Source organism: Chryseobacterium sp. TB1-D10, assembly GCF_059803555.1.
Window position 1 is genome coordinate 153,831 of record NZ_JAPFHB010000005.1, and the last position, 17,816, is coordinate 171,646.

A 17,816-nucleotide genomic window follows, 5' to 3' on the forward strand; every position below is an offset into this window, starting at 1 on the left:
AAATGAAGACCAAATTTTTACAATTAATTTTAACCTGTATTATTTTGCCAATTTTCGGACAGTATAAATATCTTGATATTCCGAAACTGGATAACAGCGATCTCAAATCCACAACCTATTCAAAAAATCCATCAGAAGCTGCAGAGATACTTTACAAGTCTTACCATTATTATATTACGGATGGTCAACTTAATTTGGACGTGGTAAGCCGTGTCAAGATTTATAAAAAAGATCAGGCAGAAAAATTTCTGAATCAGGAGATTTACACTTATGACGGTAAAAACAACAAATCGGAAAAGGTTACTTCTCTTAAGGTGTTGACTTATAATCTTGTAAATGACAAAGTAGAAACTACGACTGTCGAAAAAAATTCCAAATACAAATCCAAAGAATCCAAAAACTACACGGTTACAAAATTTGCTTTTGAAAATGTAAAAGATGGTTCTATTGTAGAATACAAATATTCGGTTTTATCACCATATGTCTGGTCTGTAGATAAGATTACAGTGGAAGATATAGTTCCCACACGCCGCTTCGACTATGTTTTGGACTTTCCGAAATATCTTGGATTTAATATAGATTATAAAGGAAGCCTTACTCCTAAAAACAGAGATGTAGCCGATAAGAATATCTACGGCGGAGAATATTACACGTACCGTTTTGGGTTTGAAAGTATAGCACCATTCAGAGATGAAATCTATGTTCATAATATAGATAATTATAGAACATCAATACGGGCAGAGCTCAACTCTACAAATATTACAAGGACACCTGGCGCTTATGATTATAGTGATATTGGCGGTTTCAAATCTTACGCTGTTACCTGGACGGACATCCGTAAACAGTTGTATGAGTCAGAATATTTTGGAGATCAATTGAAAAAGAAATCCTTGGTAAAAGACCTTCTCCCTGCCGACATCAAAAACATATCTTCTCCACAAGAAAAGGCTGCGGCAATTCTTAAATTTGTTCAGAAAAATTATACGTGGAATAATTATTATACAGTAGGCGCAGAAGACGGAAAAGGAATTAGAAATCTTCTGGAAACCAAAGTCGGAAGCTCGGGAGAAATCAATCTGTTGATGATCTTGCTGATGAGAAGTGCAGGTCTGGATGCGCAGCCTATAGTTTTATCTACCATAGGAAGAGGTATTTTATTGGATTATTCGCCTTCCGTTAATCAGCTGAATTATGTTCTGGCCGGTCTGGACGTTGGAGGAAAGTTTATAATTTATGATGGCACTTCTAAAATGACGGTTCCCAATCTTATCCGGCCATCGGCACTCAATTATAATGGGTATTTGATGACAGATAAAGAAGCTAAAAAAGTAAATATCTTCTGTCCTGAGAAAAGCACCACATATCTGACCGTAGATGCGAAACTTACTCCGGACGGAACAATGGCTGGTTCTTTTTCCGATAAAGATACAATGTTGTACGCGATGATGAATAATGAAAAATATGAGGAAGATAAAGCTGCATATCAGAAAGAATCTTACAAAGACCGATACACTTTTCCATTTACCAATATCAAAACAGAATTGCTGGACAATAATGCTTTTCAAACCAGTTTCGATTTTGATTCTGACAGTTTTGTAGATGGAATCGGTGGTAAACTGGTTTTCAATCCATTGTTGTTTTTATACAGCAAGTCTCATCAATTTGATCAATCGGATGAGAGAAAATCCCCAATCGAACTTTACACTGGTTACGATAAAATCAAAAAAGTGACAATCACGTTACCAGAAGGATATACTTTTGAGAATGTTCCCAAATCCAAAAAGTTCCGAACGGAAGACAGCGCAATCCAGTATGTTTACAAAGTGACGCAGGAAGGAAATAAACTCACAGTAGAAACCACGACAACTGTGGAAGACCCGGTTTATCCGAAAGAATATTATCCGGCTTTCAAACAGATTTTCGATAACATTACAAAAATGGAAGGCCAGGTTGTAACGGCTATTAAGAAATAGAAAATTAAAATCCCGGTAATTATTTTCCGGGATTTTTTATTTTTAGTCGCAGAGCGACGACTGTTAGTGGCAATTATATAAATCTTTGAGCAAAGCTCTAGAGGAGTGATATGTTTGTAGAAAATTAATAACCAACCAACATACAGCTCCACAGGAGCGACACGAATTCCTTAACTAAATGTAGATCACATCCGTCTTCAAAACCTTTTTACCAAACTGCTCCAGTTTTTCCCGGTAGAGATCCACCTGTTTCTGGTCTTTTTCCTTCTCAATTCCCGTTTTGAAATCCACGATGATGAAACCTTCTTTTGTTTTAATTAATCTATCAGGGCGATATGTTTTCGAAGTTCCTTCCTCCAAAGAAAGCATATCTCTTTCGTTGATAATTGTAAGATTTTCCTGAAAATAGGAAGCATAATTATGATCATTAATGATATTTTCGATGCGTTCTAAGATTGAAATTTTCTCCTCACTTGTAATTATTCCCTCTAGTAAATAGGAGTTAATAACTTTCAATACATCTTTTTCTGTTTTGATTTTAGATAAAATTTCGTGCGTGAAGATTCCCATTCTCACGTGTTCCACCCGGTTTTGATAGCTTTTGGATGAGGTCGCAATTTCAATGTTCGAAGCTTTCTCCGTTTTCTGGGAAATAGAATTGATGTTCTCGGATAAATATTCTTTTTTCTCTTTTTGCTTTTGTTTTTTTAAGGATTCTGATGACACTTCATAAACATCAAAAGAGTCTAATAATTCACCATTTTCCACAGGCTGAAATTGAGATGCAAAATCAAATAATTCTAGATGATTAGCAGATTTATTCGGTTTTTCAAGGTAGAAAAATAATTGTTCCACAGGTCGCGTTGTGGCAACGTATTGAATGCAAAATCTATCAATTTTATTTCGGTAAGAATTAATCAAATTGAAACCTGCCAATTCCTCATCATATCTTTCCAGTTCAGGCGAAAATTGATTCAGAATCACGGTTTTCAGTTCATCTTCACTTCCCAGATCAAACCATTCCGAGAATTTTTTGTCGCTGTTTTCATTTCGCATCGGAATGAAGACTATTGGGAACTCCAAACCTTTAGCTTTATGAATCGTCATAATCTGGATCGCATCTACATTTTCACTCGCCTGAATACTTATTTTCGAAGCTTCATCATCCCAGTATTTCAGAAATTCTTTCAGCGTTGCACCTGTATTTTGCGTGTAATTGTGAAGCATTTCCAGAAAATTCAAAAGGAAATCCGTTTCCTTATTTTCAACAGAGAATTCGTGAATGTAATATTCAATAAAGTTGTAAAGATTAAGTTGCGGAATGTCCTTCTGAATAAGCGTGACATTGTATTTTTCATTAATGAAATCTTCAATATCTTTCTTGTTTTCAAACTTCAAAATTTCCTTTATTTCGGAAGTGAAATCTGCCATTGTAATTCTACTGGAAACATTCAGGAAATACATCATTTTCACAAGAAACTGACGGTTTTTCGGAACGAGATTCCATTTCAAAAATTCGATTAAAGCTTTTATGGTAAAGGCCAAATCCAAGGTCAAGCCTTTTTCAGAAATCGTTTTGATGTAAGTTTCTTTTCCTTTGTAATTGACTTTCAAATTTCCCAAAAGCTGAGAATAATTGAAAATATCCGAATTGCCTCTGCAAAGAATCGTGATGTCCGAGAAATCGAAACCATTATCCAGACTTTCCTGAATGTCATTCTGCATTTTCGCCACCGTTTCATCATAAAAAACGTTCTTGGTAGAGTTTTCCAAAAGATGAATTTTTACGCGACCTTCCAACTTGGATTTTGATTCCTGCAAGGCATTTTCGCCGAAGATTTTCTGATGTTCATCGTTCAAATCGCCGGACATAAAATCGTACAGCTTGTTATTAAAATCAACAATATTCTTCGCACTTCGCCAGTTGAAACCGAGATTTTCTGCCGTTGCAAATTTGGGCGTGATTTCTTTTTTGTTAATGATATTGAGCATCAGTTCACTTTCGCCACCACGGAATCTGTAGATGCTTTGTTTTGGGTCGCCAACGATGGTGAAACTCGTGTCGTCCGACGTAATGCTGTTGTCCCGAAGTGGAAGGAAATTCTGCCATTGCATCGTGGAAGTATCCTGAAATTCATCAAAGAAATAATGCTGAAACTGCGTCCCAACTTTCTCATAAATAAATGCTGAAGGTTCATTCCGAAGATTTTCATTAATCAAAATATTGAATTTCGAAAGCAAAACCAAATCATTCTCTTCCTCAATTTCCAATAATTTTTTCTGAATGTCGGCATTCACTTTCAAAGGCAAAATCGCTTGTAGAACTTTTTCTTTTTTCTGAGAATTAATATACAAATCAATGATTTCTCGCCGCCACGAAATCAATTGCGGCAAAATATCCTGAATCTCGGCTTGCTTGTGTTTTCCTTTTGTGGAAGCGCCTTTCAAGAAAGTTTCAATCTTCGAATCTTCGGAAGTTGTCGGGAACGGAAATTTTTTATCCTTAATTTTATGAAACTCCAGAATATTAACAAAAAAACCACCAATTCCACTTTTTCCACCAGCAAAATCCTCAATCTCAATATCTTTGCTTTTGATTAAGTCTAACGCTTTTTTTGCAATTTCAAGCGATTCTGATTTTAGATTTTGAATCGTTTCACGAAGTTCGGTTTTCTTGTTTTCATAAGCTTCCCATTCAAAATCTTTATTGGCCTGAAGTGGTTGATAATGAACATCACTCACAAATTTCTTCGCCGAATTATAAAGCGTTTGGTTGAGATTGACACGTTCATTATTATCAAGATTATAGTTGACGTAATCCATAAAAGCATCGGAAACGGTTTCATCTTCGCCAATCTCATCCAGCATTTTGTCAACCGCTTCTATCAAATAAGGTTCCGGCTGAATTTCCAAATTGAAGTTCTGAGCCAATCCCAATTCGTAGGAAAAACTCTTGACCAATCGGGAATTGAACTTGTCAATCGTTCCAATGTTCAAGGTCGAGTAGTGGTGCAAAATATAATCAAGAACTTTCTGCGAACGGTAATGCAAATCGTCCAACGTAATCCTGTAACCCTGATTCGCTAAAGCTTCCTGAATGTTCTTCAGATCCTGATTTTCGAAATAATTATCTTTTACAAATTCGCCGAGATAGAAAAGGATTCTTTCCTTCATTTCTTTGGCCGCTTTATTTGTGAAAGTCAATGCCAAAATGGTGCGGATCGCATCAGATTGATTAGGGAATCTTAAGCAGATCATCAGTAAACTCTGAACCAAACGGTACGTTTTGCCAGAGCCGGCGGAAGCGTTGATGACAGTGTATGAGTTTTGCATATTAACAAAGATAAGAGAACTAAGATACAAGAATCAAGGGAAAAGAAACAAGATGAAGAATTAAACATTCCGACAAAGTAAATTTTTCACTTGGCTTTGTTCGTTCTTTGTTTATTGTATGTTCGATCTTTGTTCGATCAAAGCTTGTTTGTTTGTGTTTAATTTAAAACTTGTTTTTGATTTAAAATTTTAATTAAAACCTATTCTAAAATTAATAGTTAGTAGAAAAATTTTTTCTCTGATGTTTAGTTCTCAGATTTCTACATCATAATCCAATCGGAAAGACTTTCTATGATGAATCGTAGGTCCGAATTTTTTGAGTCCCTTTTGATGTGTTTTTGTACAGTAACCAAAATTGGTGTTCCATCCATATTCAGGAAATTCGTCGTGAAGTTTGATCATCAGGTTGTCCCGGTAATTTTTTGCAATGATAGAAGCGGCGGCAATTGATAGATATTTACTGTCACCTTTGATGATGCAATGATGCGGTGTGTAATTGTAAGGATGGAATCTGTTTCCGTCAACTAAGATTAATTCCGGGCGGTTTTTAAGTTGATCCAAAGCCAAATGCATGGCGTGGATACTGGCATTGAGGATATTATGCTTGTCTATAAATTCCGGAGATAATTCTGCGATTGCAAAGTCGACTGCATTTTCACGGATATAAATGTCAAGACTTTGTCTTGTTTTAAAATTTAACGTTTTAGAATCGTTAACCAAATTTTGCTTAAAGTTTTTATTGACTATCACGGCAGCAGCGACCACCGGTCCGGAGAGGCAACCTCTTCCCACCTCGTCGCAGCCCGCTTCTAAAAGTGTTTTTGAAAAGTTTTTTAATAAAGACATAATAAATATTACTTGTCAAAGTTATAGAAATAGTAAACTTTACATAATACAATTAACAAATTTTTAACAATTTGTGTTGTATATATTAATAAAGTTTTGCATTTTTGTTTATTGAAAAATTTGATTTGATATGAAAAAATTAACAACAAGCGTTTTAGCAGTGGTTCTTTCGTCGTCTTTTGCAGTTGTTTCTGCACAAACGGTACAAGACTCAGCTAAGACACAAGATATCGAAGGCGTTGTAGTAACGGCTTTGGGTATCAAGAGAGAAAAGAAAGCATTAGGCTACGCTGCTCAAACAATTACTGGTGATAATATATCAGATGCTGGTCAAAGCAATGCAGTTAGTGCATTATCTGGTAATGTAGCTGGTGTTCAGGTAACTGCCACTTCTTCCATTGGAGGATCTACTCGTATTACTATGAGAGGTATTAGCTCTATTACAGGAGAGAACAGACCTTTGATCGTTGTGGATGGTGTTCCTTTGGATAACACTAATATTAACAGTACTGATACACAGAGAGGTGCCGGGGGTAGAGATTATGGTGATGCTACTTTTGACATTAGTCCTGATGATATCGAAAGTGTAACGGTATTAAAAGGTGGTCCTGCTGCAGCTCTTTATGGTGCAAGAGCAGGTAATGGTGCGATACTTTATACCACTAAATCTGCTAAAAAAGGAAAGGCTTCAGTAGAAATAAATACTGGAATCAGTTTTGAAAGTGCTTATATTTCTCCTAAGTTGCAGAACCAATATGGTGCTGGTCTTTCTAGTACTCTTCCAACTCAGGTTATTAATGGGCGAACTTACAATATCATGGAATATGAGACTGATGCGTCTTGGGGACCAAAATATGATGCAAATCTAATGCATTTGCCTTGGTATGCTTTTGATCCGGAATTTTCAAATGACTATTTAAAAGAAGTTCCATTTGTAGCGCCGAAAAATGATGTAGATAGTTTTTGGGATACGGGTGTAAATTATACTAATAACTTTTCAGTATCACAATCATTTAATGATACTAATGTAAGATTATCATATACCAACACTCAACTTAATGGTATTGTTCCAAATTCGAAGGTTAATAAAGACAATCTATCAATCAATCTTAATACAAAGCTATCAGAAAAGTTAAAAGCTGAAGCTAACATTAATTATGTTGTAACTAGAGGTTACAACAGACCTGAGACCGGATATGGTGACAATTCATTACCACAGAAATTTTATCAATTTGGACAGAGAAGTTTAGACTTTGGCAAGCTTCGAGACTATAAGTTAGCTGACGGAAGCCAAAGAACTTGGAATAGAACCGCGTGGAATGATCCAACGCCACTATATTCTGATAACCCATATTGGATCATAAACGAAAATATTTCCCTTGATAAGAGGGTTAGGACTTTTGGAGCCGCGGGATTGACTTATAGTTTTAATAAACATTTATCTGCTACAGGAAAAGTTTATGCAGATACTTATTCGATTACTAACTCCACCAGAGTTGCTGTAGGTTCTGCAGGAATACCTGGATATTTGATCAACAAAAGAAATATTTCTGAATATAACTACGAAGGTAGACTTCAGTATGATAATACTTTTGGAGATTTCAGTGTAACATCATCAGCTGGTTTTAATTATCGTGATAATAAAAATGAGCGTTTAACTGGTCAAACTGTTGGTGGATTGGTTATTCCAAATCTTTATAACTTAAGTAACAGTTTAGGGGCTGCTCAGACATCCAACTACGAAGATCATCTAGCTGTAAAAAGTTTATTTTACTATGCGTCTTTAGGATATAAGGATATGCTATTTGTTGAAACAACTGGTAGAAATGATTGGTTTTCAAATGTTAACGAGGATCAATTCTATCCTTCTGTGACAGGTAGTTTTGTCTTTACAAAATTAGTCAATGCAGATTGGTTAAGTTTTGGTAAATTAAGAGGAGGTTGGTCGAAAATAGCCACTTCTGGGGCTTCTACTTTCATCAGAGACAATTATACCGAGGTTGGAGCTGTGATAAATGGTGTTCTAGTAACAAACCCATTTGGAGGTGCGCCTATGTATTCAAATCCTAACACAAACAATGACCCAAACATTGCTCCAGAGTTGAAATACACAAAAGAAATTGGATTAGAATTAAGTTTGTTTAAAAGTAGAGTTGGATTAGATGTTACTTATTATGATGTTACATCTAAAGGACTTATTCTTCCCGTTCCAGTAGATCCATCAACAGGATTCTTATTTACAAGAATTAATGCTGGGGAAATGACAAATAAAGGTATTGAAGCATCTTTAAATCTTACTCCAGTTAAGACAGAAAATTTTTCTTGGAGTTTAGCTGCCAATTTTGCGAAAAATGTTAATAAGTTAGTTACATTAAAAGATGATCTAGAAAGATACATTATAACTAACGCTCCTTTTCGTGCACAGTTAGCTGCCGAAGTAGGTTCTGCTTATGGTGCGATCTTAGGAACTGATTTTGTTTATGATGGTAATGGAAACAAAGTGATCGATGCTAATGGTTTCTACAAAGTGTCTGCATTGAAAAACTTGGGTTCAATTTTACCGGAATATAATTTAGGTTTAAGATCTACGTGGAAATATAAAAGTATTTCATTATCAGCATTGGTAGATATTCAGCAAGGTGGAAAATATTTCTCAACTACTAATATGTGGGGTCATTACTCAGGTATGCTAGAAGATACTGCCTTAGGTGGAAACAGAGAAGGTGGTGTGGTTCTAGATGGAGTAAAAGAAGATGGTACTCGTAATGATGTTAATATCTCTGCAGTTGAGTGGGGTGGTGCATACTATGGTGGTGTAGATGCTTTAAACGTTTTTGATGCAAGCTACGTCAAATTGAGAGATATTACTTTATCTTACGATCTTCCTAAAAGTATTATAGGAAGTGCTTTCCAAGGAATTAGAGTTTCTGCATTTGGACGTAATTTATTTGCTTGGAACTTAGACAATAAAGGAATTGATCCTGAAAATACTTCTTATGGATCAGGAAACATTCAAGGTTTAGAAGGTGGTTCACTACCATCAACTAGAATTTACGGTTTTAACGTTAATTTTAAATTTTAATAAAAATGAAAAAGATATTTTATATAATATCAGCAGTCACTATGCTACTCAGCATTAATAGTTGCGCTGATAAATTTGATGAGATTGATGTCAATAATAATCAAACTAGCAATCCTCTAACATATGGTCTTTTCAATAGTGCCAATAGAGAGTATATGACAGAGATGAGAGGTTCTTTCTCTTCTGGAAGAGTTGCCTTGCCTTGGATACAATATTCTGCGCAAAGAGCCTATACAGAAGAAGACAGATACCAGTATCGTTTAACCAGTGGAGTTGCTATTTGGTCTGTTTCTTATAGAGTTGCTACCGATTATAAGCAAATTATTGATCTGAATACAGATCCTTTGACTAAAGCGCAAATGAGTGCATATGGCCCTAACAATAATCAGATTGCGGCTGCAAGAACAATGTTAGCTTATACATTTTTAAATTTGGCTGACTCTTTTGGTGATATTCCATATTGGTCATATGGTAATAAAGACGCAGATTTCCAAGCATTACAGATTAACTCTGAGCTGCAGCCAAAATTTGCTAGTCAAGCGAAAGTCTACGCTGATATTTTGAAAGAATTGAAAGAAGCATCCGAAATGATCGAGCCAGGAGTGGTATTTACATCCGGTGATAGATTGTTTGGTTCTGGAGCTAAATTGAAAAAGTTTGCAAATTCACTTCGACTAAGAGTTGCTACGAGAGTTAAAGGCGTTGTTCCTGGAGCTGAAGCTCATATAGCTGATGCAATCGCATCTGGTGTCATGACTTCAAATGCGGATACTGTAGGTTTGACTTTTGAAGCAAATTTAACTTATCCTTCACCAATGTATACTGATTTTCAGACAAGATCTGATCTTGCTGTATCAAAAACATTCGTGGAATTACTTAAAGGTCAAAGAGGAAATTTTGGTCTAGATCCACGATTGTTTAAGTATGCAACTCCTAAAGGAACAACGAAAGCTCTAATCCTTGCCGGAACTTCTCCCGAATCTACAAATCCTGATGATTTTAATGGAATGCCATACGGGATTGCTAGTTCGGCAGCGCCTAGCCAAGCTTCATCAGCCAATTTCTTCAGTAAAAATGTTTATAGAACGGACTATACAGAAGTTTATATGGAATATGCTGAAGTTCAATTTCTTTTAAGTGAGGCTAACAGTTGGTCTCAAGCTAATTATATTAACGGAGTAAGATCATCTCTTACAAGATGGGGTGTGAGCCAAGCATCCGCAGACGCTTATGTAGCATCATTACCAGCGGCTAGTAAAGAAACAGTATTGAACCAAAAATATATTGCTCTTTACATGCAGCCGTATGAGGCTTGGGCAGAATATCGTAGAACTGGTTATCCGAATACATTATTGTTGCCTGGACAAACTGGTACTTATAATGTCCCTTATGAAGGTGCTACGACTTATACATTTACCTCATTAATTGCAGGGTTAACAGATTTACCAACTAGATTATTCTATCCAACATCTGTTCAATCTCTAAATCGTGTAAATTACGAAGCAGCATCTAACAATATTGGAGGGGATAAAATGAGTAGTAAACTAATCTGGGATAAAAACTAATAATTAGTTTTTATTCTAAAATTTTTAAAACCCGCATTTTGCGGGTTTTTTGCCTGAACTTTCCATCAAAAAAAAAACCCTGAGAATATTTCTCAGGGTTTTGTATTTATATATTTAAAAGGAAACTTACTTCCCTTACTTCCCAAACAATCCACCGCCCATTCCTGGCATATTCGGCATTTTGCTCATCATCTGCATCATTTGTTTACCTTGAGGGCCTTGCATCATTTTCATCATTTTTCCCATTTGGTCAAACTGTTTCATTAATGCGTTTACATCTTCGATTTTTCTTCCGGCACCTTTTGCAATTCTTTGTTTTCTGGATACATTAATAATAGAAGGTCTTCTTCTTTCATCTGGTGTCATAGAATGGATGATCGCTTCGATGTGTTTGAAGGCATCATCGTTGATGTCCACATCTTTGATGGCTTTTCCAACACCCGGGATCATTCCCATCAGATCTTTCATATTACCCATCTTCTTGATCTGATTGATCTGCTTCAAGAAATCATCAAAACCAAATTCATTCTTCGCAATTTTCTTATGAAGTTTTTTTGCTTCCTCTTCATCAAATTGTTCCTGAGCTCTTTCTACCAAGGAAACAACATCTCCCATTCCAAGGATCCTGTCCGCCATCCTTTCCGGGTAGAAAAGATCCAAGGCTTCCATTTTTTCTCCCGTTGAAATAAATTTGATTGGCTTCTCTACAACAGAACGAATCGTCAAAGCCGCTCCACCTCGTGTATCACCATCCAATTTCGTAAGAACAACACCGTCGAAGTTCAGAACATCATTAAAGGTCTTCGCCGTATTCACAGCATCCTGACCCGTCATAGAATCTACAACAAACAAAGTCTCGTTCGGTTGAATAGTACTATGAACGGACTTAATCTCGATCATCATCTGCTCATCAATTGCCAAACGTCCGGCCGTATCCACGATCACCGTATCAAAACCGTTCGATTTTGCATAGTTGATGGCGTTGGATGCGATTGAAGTTGGGTTTTTATTTTCAAGTTCTGTATAAACTTCAACATTGATCTGTCCACCCAAAACTTTCAACTGATCGATTGCTGCGGGTCTATAAACGTCACAAGCCACCAAAAGTGGTTTCTTGCTGCGTTTTTGTTTCAGATAATTCGCTAATTTTCCAGAGAACGTCGTTTTCCCAGAACCTTGAAGTCCAGCAATTAGAATAACACTTGGTTTCCCGGAAAGGTTGATGCCTTCCTGGCTTCCACCCATCAATTCCACCAACTCGTCGTGAACGATTTTCGTCATCAATTGTCCCGGCGTAAGTGATGTCAGAACGTTTTGTCCCAACGCTTTATCTTGCACGCGTTTCGTAAGGTCTTTTGCAACTTTGTAGTTCACATCGGCATCTACGAGTGCACGTCGGATTTCTTTTACAGTTTCTGCAACGTTGATTTCCGAGATTTTTCCGCGACCGGAAATATTATGAAGCGCCTTATCTAGCTTATCTTGTAAACTGTTGAACATAACTTTTGTAATATATTAAGGTTGCAAAAATAAGAAAATTTAAACAAAGGAAACAGAATCAACCATCACTTATCAATCATCATTTATCATTTATCTTATTTGACTCCGTCGAACCTGAAGGTTTGGGCAGCTTTATCCGTCTTCCGTTCCCGCTTTTTTTGTGATTGCGACAGAAGTTTTTGCATCAGTAGAACCATTTAGCAATCGCAATCACAAAAAAGAGCTCCACTTAGGTCGGGCTGCAGATTCACGATAAAACGAACCTTATCTATATGTATAAATTTATGTTATTTAAACTCGGTTCGAATCAGGGATTTTAAATTACAAAGAAAGCCTTGTAAAGGCGAACTGTTAATAGAAATCAATCGACCTATGTAATCTAAACTCCAGAGGAGCGACCTTTGAAGACATTCATTTTAAAAATATAAAACACCATTTCTTCAAAATGTTTAATTATTTTATGATATCAATTTTGCGCATATATATGTTTCAATAAAAATATTTTCGATTTTCCTCATTAACAGGTCGCTCCTTCGGAGCTTTGCGTATTGTGATGAATTGGTTTCTATTAACAGGTTACCGCTCTGCGGTTTTAATTTTTACAATAGAATTTTTAGTCAGATTAGATCAATCTAATTTCCGTTTCCAAACTTAAAAAAATAAACTTCCATCTTCCAGCTTCTGACTTCAAACTTTAATGTTTACTTTTGCAAAAATCAAATTTTGGAAGACAAACAAAACAATCCTTCAAGTTCATTGCGGAAATATGGGAAATATTCTTCCGTAGTTTTCCAGATGCTGTTCATCATCGGGATTTCATTTTGGGGCGGACATCAGTTGGATCTGTATTTCGAAACCGGCTCCAATGTTTTGGTTTTGGTAATCGGACTCAGCGGACTTTGTCTTTCACTGTACACAACGCTTAAACGTCTCGAAATTTTAAATAAAGAAGAAAATGAAGAACAAAAGTAATATCGTTATCAGTGTTGTATTTTTCCTGACATTTATTATTCATTTCGCCATTTGGAAGTTCGTTTTTCATTTGGATGAAGTCACGATTATTAAGTTTTATCTCTTCTTAAGTGTCATTTTTATGATGATGATAACATTACTTTTAATCATCAACAGAACCTTTCCGCAATTTGTAGGAATGTCTGTCATAGGACTGATTTTAGTGAAATTCGGGTTAATGTATATGATCAAGAATAAGCTTCATTTTGAGGCAATTCCGAATTTTAAATTCCACTTTATCATTCCTTATTTTGTTCTCACTGCGTTGCTTACCTATTATGCAATACAGTTAATTAATTATGACAAAAAACAGTAAATTAATTCTTCAAAAGAGAAAAAATAGTCTATTTTTGCAAAACGAAAAAAAAATCTATCGATGCTAAAGAAAACAGCAATTTTATTTTACAGTTTATTCGCATTTACAACGGCTTTCGCTCAACACGAAACTGTTGAAAATCAACACGGTAAGCCTGTAACTGAAACGCCTGCACTTTCTGAAAAAGATGAGAGAGCAAATGTAGTTAAAGAATTTGTGGATCATCACATTTTGGATGCTCACGACGTTGCATTGATGGTAAAAGATGGTCACCATATCGGTTTTCCATTGCCGGTCATTATTTATGACGAAGGTTTTCATACTTTCATGAGTAATACGGAAGGTGTGGACGGTCACGAATTCATCCACGGTTCTCCGGTAGAAAGTAATGGTAAATTCTACACACTTCACCACGAAAAAATTTACAGAACAGATTCAAAAGGAACTTTGACTTTAGATAAAGATCATCACCCGACTGAGAAAAGAGTTTTGGATTTATCTATTACAAAAAGTGTTTTGGTAATTTTCTTAGTAGCAGTTTTGATGCTGATCATCTTCGGAGGAATGGCGAGATCTTATAAGAAATCTTTGGTACCTTCAGGTGCTGCGAAATTCCTTGAGCCATTGATTATTTTCATTAGAGATGATATTGCTATTCCAAACATTGGGCATAAGTACAAGAGATTTATGGGTTATTTATTAACTGTATTTTTCTTCATCTTGTTCTTAAACGTATTAGGGTTAATGCCTTTCGGAATCAACGTTACTGGTAATATTGCGATTACATTCTTCTTAGCAATTTTAACTTATTTGATTACGACTTTCTCAGGATCAAAAGATTACTGGAAACATATCTTCTGGATGCCAGGCGTTCCTGTGCCAATGAAGTTTATTATGATGCCAATCGAATTGCTTGGGACTTTGACAAAACCATTTGCATTGATGATTCGTCTTTTCGCGAATATGACAGCAGGTCACATAGTTGTAATGACGTTGATTGGGTCAATTTATATTTTCGAGAACTGGATCGCAGGTGTTGCATTTCCGTTCCTGACATTGGTTATTTATTTACTGGAAGTATTAGTAGCGTTTTTGCAGGCTTATATTTTCACTATGCTTTCCGCTTTATTTATAGGAATGGCAGTAGAAGAACATGAGCACGATCACGCTCATTAATTAAATTATAAAAAACAATTTTTAAATTATATACATTATGGAAATTCCTAGAATTATTGGTGCAGGTCTTATTGTACTAGGTGTAGGTATCGGTCTTGGAAAAATTGGTGCTGCTGCTCTTGAAGCGATCGCTAGACAACCAGAGCAATCTGGAAAGATCCAAACTGCTATGCTTATTGCTGCTGCACTTGTAGAAGGTGTTGCTTTCGCTGCGTTGTTCGCATCATAAGCCAAAAAACAAACATTGTTACAGCGGTTGGCTGTAGCAATGTTTTATATTTAAAAATTTTCAAAAAAAAATTAATCTAACGATATAATGGAATTACTTCATCAGTTTTCATCAGGATTGTTTATCATCCAGTCCATCATTTTTTTAGCTTTGCTATTCTTACTAGGGAAGTTTGCCTGGAAACCAATTCTTAAATCAATAGACGAGAGAGAAACATCTATCATTGATGCTCTTAATCAAGCTAAATTGGCTAAACAGGAAATGGCTCAGTTGAAAGAAGATAACGAAAGAATCCTTCGTGAAGCCAGAGCAGAGAGAGATGGTATCTTGAAAGAAGCTAGAGATATGAAAGATAAAATCGTAAATCAAGCTAAAGACAGCGCTAAAGTTGAAGGCGAAAAAATGATCGAAGCGGCTAGACAATCTATCCAAACTGAGAAAAATGCTGCAATGGCAGATATCAAAACTCAAATCGGAACTTTGTCTGTAAGCATCGCTGAAAATATCTTGAAAGAGAAATTAAACAACGATGGTGCGCACAACGCTTTGGTAGAAAATATTCTTAACAAATCTAACCTTAACTAATCAGGATGTTAACATCTAAAGTAGCTAAAAGATACGCACAGGGTCTATTGGATTTCACGCAGGAGTCTGGTAACACAGATGCTGTTTTCGGTGAGATGAAGGATATTGTAAAAATAATGTCTTCTTCCAAAGAGCTGAATCAGTTTGTGAATACGCCGATTATTGATGCAAAAAAGAAAGAAGCCATCGCTTTGGAGATCTTCAAAGATTTCTCTCAGGTTTCTAAGAACATCATCCGTTTGGTCATCAAACAAGGCAGAGAATCTCAGCTTAGAAATATCGCTCAGGAATTCATCAATAAAGTAGAAGACATCAAAGGTACGCAGCGTATCTCTTTGGTAACAGCTTCGCCTCTATCGCAAGAAAATATTCAGAAGATCATTACGGATTCCAAAATGGTAAACGTTTCTAACTATGACTTGGAAACGATCGTAAAACCAGAAATCTTGGGAGGTTATATCCTAAGAGTGGGAGATCAGCAGATCGATGCATCAGTAAGAACAAAACTGGGCAATATCAAAAAAGAATTTCAACTTAATTAAGAAAAAACAACCATATAATGGCAGAAATAAATCCGGCAGAAGTATCAGCGATACTGAAGCAGCAATTAGCAAATTTCGATACTCAATCTAACGTAGAAGAAGTTGGTACTGTTCTTACGATAGGGGATGGTATTGCTCGTGTTTACGGTTTAGAAAACGTACAGTACGGAGAATTGGTAAGATTCCAGGCTGGAGTTGAAGGTATCGTTCTTAACCTTGAAGAAGATAATGTTGGGGTTGCACTTCTTGGTGAATCCAAATTGGTAAAAGAAGGTGATACTGTAAAAAGAACAAACAGAATCTCTTCTATCAAAGTGGGTGAAGGAATGCTGGGTAGAGTTGTAGATACTCTTGGTAATCCTATCGACGGTAAAGGTCCTATCACTGGTGAGCTTTACGAAATGCCATTGGAAAGAAAAGCGCCGGGAGTTATCTTCCGTCAGCCGGTAACAGAACCACTTCAAACAGGTATCGTTGCTATTGACTCCATGATCCCTGTAGGAAGAGGACAAAGAGAGTTGATCATTGGTGACAGACAAACTGGTAAAACAGTTGTGGCTATTGATACCATTATCAATCAAAGAGAATTTTATGATGCTGGGCAACCGGTATATTGTATATATGTTGCAATTGGGCAAAAAGCTTCAACTGTAGCGCAGATCGTTAAAACATTAGAGGACAAAGGTGCTTTGGCTTACACAGTAATCGTTGCAGCTAACGCGTCTGATCCAGTTCCAATGCAGGTTTATTCTGCAATGGCAGGTGCATCTATCGGAGAATTCTTCAGAGACTCTGGTCGTGCAGCTTTGATCGTTTATGATGATCTTTCAAAACAAGCGGTTGCTTACCGTGAGCTTTCTCTATTATTGAGAAGACCACCGGGACGTGAGGCTTATCCAGGTGACGTTTTCTACCTTCACTCAAGACTATTGGAAAGAGCAGCGAAAATCATTAAAGATGATACGATTGCAGCTCAGATGAATGACTTGCCAGAATCTCTAAGACCATTGGTAAAAGGTGGCGGTTCTTTGACAGCACTTCCAATTATCGAAACTCAGGCTGGTGACGTTTCTGCATATATCCCGACTAACGTAATCTCGATTACAGATGGTCAGATCTTCCTGGAGACAGACCTTTTCAACTCAGGAGTTCGTCCGGCGATCAACGTTGGTATCTCTGTATCCAGAGTTGGTGGTAATGCACAGATCAAATCAATGAAAAAAGTTTCTGGTACTCTTAAATTGGACCAGGCTCAATATAAAGAATTGGAAGCGTTTGCAAAATTCGGTTCTGATTTGGATGCTGCTACAATGGCAGTGATCTCAAAAGGGGAAAGAAACGTGGAGCTTTTGAAGCAACCAGTGAACTCTCCACTTCCGGTAGAAAATCAAGTAGCGATGATCTACGCAGGAACTGAGAATCTATTGAGAAACATCCCTATCAAAAAGGTAAAAGAATTCCAGGTAGAATATGTGGATTTCTTGAAAAACAAACATCCGGAAGTAATGGCAGCTCTTAAATCCGGAAAAATTGATGATCAATTGACTGGCGTTTTGAAGCAAGTAGCGACAGAACTTTCTGCGAAATACAACTAAAAAAGTTCAATGTTCAAGGATTCAAAATCTAAAGTTTTGAAACCTTGAACTTTTCAAACAATA

13 protein-coding genes are annotated in these 17,816 nt (G+C 36.4%); 10 read left to right on the plus strand and 3 right to left on the minus strand.

Annotation, left to right across the window (positions count from 1 at the left end):
* Positions 1 to 2 precede the first annotated feature (2 nt).
* A complete protein-coding gene (locus tag OPU68_RS08635; RefSeq protein WP_498473585.1) occupies positions 3 to 1,973 on the plus strand; it encodes a transglutaminase-like domain-containing protein in 1,971 nt (656 codons plus the stop codon).
* A 174-nt stretch (positions 1,974 to 2,147) separates the two neighbouring features.
* Here OPU68_RS08635 and OPU68_RS08640 read toward each other — a convergent pair whose 3' ends face one another.
* Positions 2,148 to 5,306: a UvrD-helicase domain-containing protein gene (locus OPU68_RS08640; RefSeq protein WP_498473586.1), complete on the minus strand. Its 3,159-nt coding sequence runs from the start codon at positions 5,304 to 5,306 to the stop codon at positions 2,148 to 2,150.
* Between the two features lie 252 nt (positions 5,307 to 5,558).
* Positions 5,559 to 6,152 carry a ribonuclease HII gene (gene rnhB, locus OPU68_RS08645; protein ID WP_498473587.1) on the minus strand — a complete coding sequence of 198 codons (594 nt, stop codon included), beginning with the start codon at positions 6,150 to 6,152 and terminating at the stop codon, positions 5,559 to 5,561.
* Between the two features lie 130 nt (positions 6,153 to 6,282).
* Between rnhB and OPU68_RS08650 the strand changes: the two genes are divergently transcribed.
* On the plus strand, positions 6,283 to 9,234 hold the full coding sequence (locus OPU68_RS08650) for a SusC/RagA family TonB-linked outer membrane protein (RefSeq protein ID WP_498473588.1): 2,952 nt from the start codon (positions 6,283 to 6,285) through the stop codon (positions 9,232 to 9,234).
* Positions 9,235 to 9,239: 5 nt separating this feature from the next.
* Complete coding sequence (locus tag OPU68_RS08655) at positions 9,240 to 10,799, plus strand: SusD/RagB family nutrient-binding outer membrane lipoprotein (protein WP_498473589.1); 1,560 nt, start codon at positions 9,240 to 9,242, stop codon at positions 10,797 to 10,799.
* A gap of 135 nt (positions 10,800 to 10,934) precedes the next feature.
* Here OPU68_RS08655 and ffh read toward each other — a convergent pair whose 3' ends face one another.
* Positions 10,935 to 12,299, minus strand: coding sequence for a signal recognition particle protein (gene ffh, locus OPU68_RS08660; RefSeq protein WP_498473590.1), 1,365 nt, complete (start codon positions 12,297 to 12,299; stop codon positions 10,935 to 10,937).
* Positions 12,300 to 13,022: 723 nt separating this feature from the next.
* On the opposite strand from ffh, the gene OPU68_RS08665 reads away from it, so the two are divergent.
* The 7 genes from OPU68_RS08665 (at position 13,023) to atpA (ending at position 17,753) form a co-directional block, all read left to right on the plus strand.
* Complete coding sequence (locus OPU68_RS08665) at positions 13,023 to 13,271, plus strand: AtpZ/AtpI family protein (protein WP_498473591.1); 249 nt, start codon at positions 13,023 to 13,025, stop codon at positions 13,269 to 13,271.
* The gene (locus OPU68_RS08670; protein ID WP_498473592.1) at positions 13,255 to 13,626 is read left to right on the plus strand and encodes a hypothetical protein; all 372 of its coding nucleotides are present in this window, start codon (positions 13,255 to 13,257) and stop codon (positions 13,624 to 13,626) included. Before OPU68_RS08665 ends, OPU68_RS08670 begins: the two co-directional genes overlap by 17 nt.
* Before the next feature lie 60 nt (positions 13,627 to 13,686).
* Positions 13,687 to 14,802: a F0F1 ATP synthase subunit A gene (atpB, locus tag OPU68_RS08675; RefSeq protein WP_498473593.1), complete on the plus strand. Its 1,116-nt coding sequence runs from the start codon at positions 13,687 to 13,689 to the stop codon at positions 14,800 to 14,802.
* 37 nt (positions 14,803 to 14,839) lie between these two features.
* A complete protein-coding gene (gene atpE / locus OPU68_RS08680; protein WP_027384648.1) occupies positions 14,840 to 15,031 on the plus strand; it encodes an ATP synthase F0 subunit C in 192 nt (63 codons plus the stop codon).
* Positions 15,032 to 15,115: 84 nt separating this feature from the next.
* Positions 15,116 to 15,616, plus strand: a complete 501-nt coding sequence (locus OPU68_RS08685; RefSeq protein WP_498473688.1) for a F0F1 ATP synthase subunit B — start codon at positions 15,116 to 15,118, stop codon at positions 15,614 to 15,616.
* 5 nt (positions 15,617 to 15,621) lie between these two features.
* On the plus strand, positions 15,622 to 16,158 hold the full coding sequence (atpH, locus tag OPU68_RS08690) for an ATP synthase F1 subunit delta (RefSeq protein ID WP_063968281.1): 537 nt from the start codon (positions 15,622 to 15,624) through the stop codon (positions 16,156 to 16,158).
* Positions 16,159 to 16,175: 17 nt separating this feature from the next.
* Positions 16,176 to 17,753, plus strand: coding sequence for a F0F1 ATP synthase subunit alpha (gene atpA / locus OPU68_RS08695; RefSeq protein ID WP_498473594.1), 1,578 nt, complete (start codon positions 16,176 to 16,178; stop codon positions 17,751 to 17,753).
* Positions 17,754 to 17,816: the final 63 nt, after the last annotated feature.

Bases quoted from the DNA above. Each gene is read 5' to 3' on its own strand.
- atpA (WP_498473594.1), top strand. From the start codon at position 16,176: ATGGCAGAAATAAATCCGGCAGAAGTATCAGCGATACTGAAGCAGCAA.
- atpE (WP_027384648.1), top strand. From the start codon at position 14,840: ATGGAAATTCCTAGAATTATTGGTGCAGGTCTTATTGTACTAGGTGTA.
- atpH (WP_063968281.1), top strand. From the start codon at position 15,622: ATGTTAACATCTAAAGTAGCTAAAAGATACGCACAGGGTCTATTGGAT.
- OPU68_RS08670 (WP_498473592.1), top strand. From the start codon at position 13,255: ATGAAGAACAAAAGTAATATCGTTATCAGTGTTGTATTTTTCCTGACA.
- OPU68_RS08640 (WP_498473586.1), bottom strand. From the start codon at position 5,306: ATGCAAAACTCATACACTGTCATCAACGCTTCCGCCGGCTCTGGCAAA.
- rnhB (WP_498473587.1), bottom strand. From the start codon at position 6,152: ATGTCTTTATTAAAAAACTTTTCAAAAACACTTTTAGAAGCGGGCTGC.
- ffh (WP_498473590.1), bottom strand. From the start codon at position 12,299: ATGTTCAACAGTTTACAAGATAAGCTAGATAAGGCGCTTCATAATATT.
- OPU68_RS08650 (WP_498473588.1), top strand. From the start codon at position 6,283: ATGAAAAAATTAACAACAAGCGTTTTAGCAGTGGTTCTTTCGTCGTCT.
- OPU68_RS08655 (WP_498473589.1), top strand. From the start codon at position 9,240: ATGAAAAAGATATTTTATATAATATCAGCAGTCACTATGCTACTCAGC.
- OPU68_RS08635 (WP_498473585.1), top strand. From the start codon at position 3: ATGAAGACCAAATTTTTACAATTAATTTTAACCTGTATTATTTTGCCA.
- atpB (WP_498473593.1), top strand. From the start codon at position 13,687: ATGCTAAAGAAAACAGCAATTTTATTTTACAGTTTATTCGCATTTACA.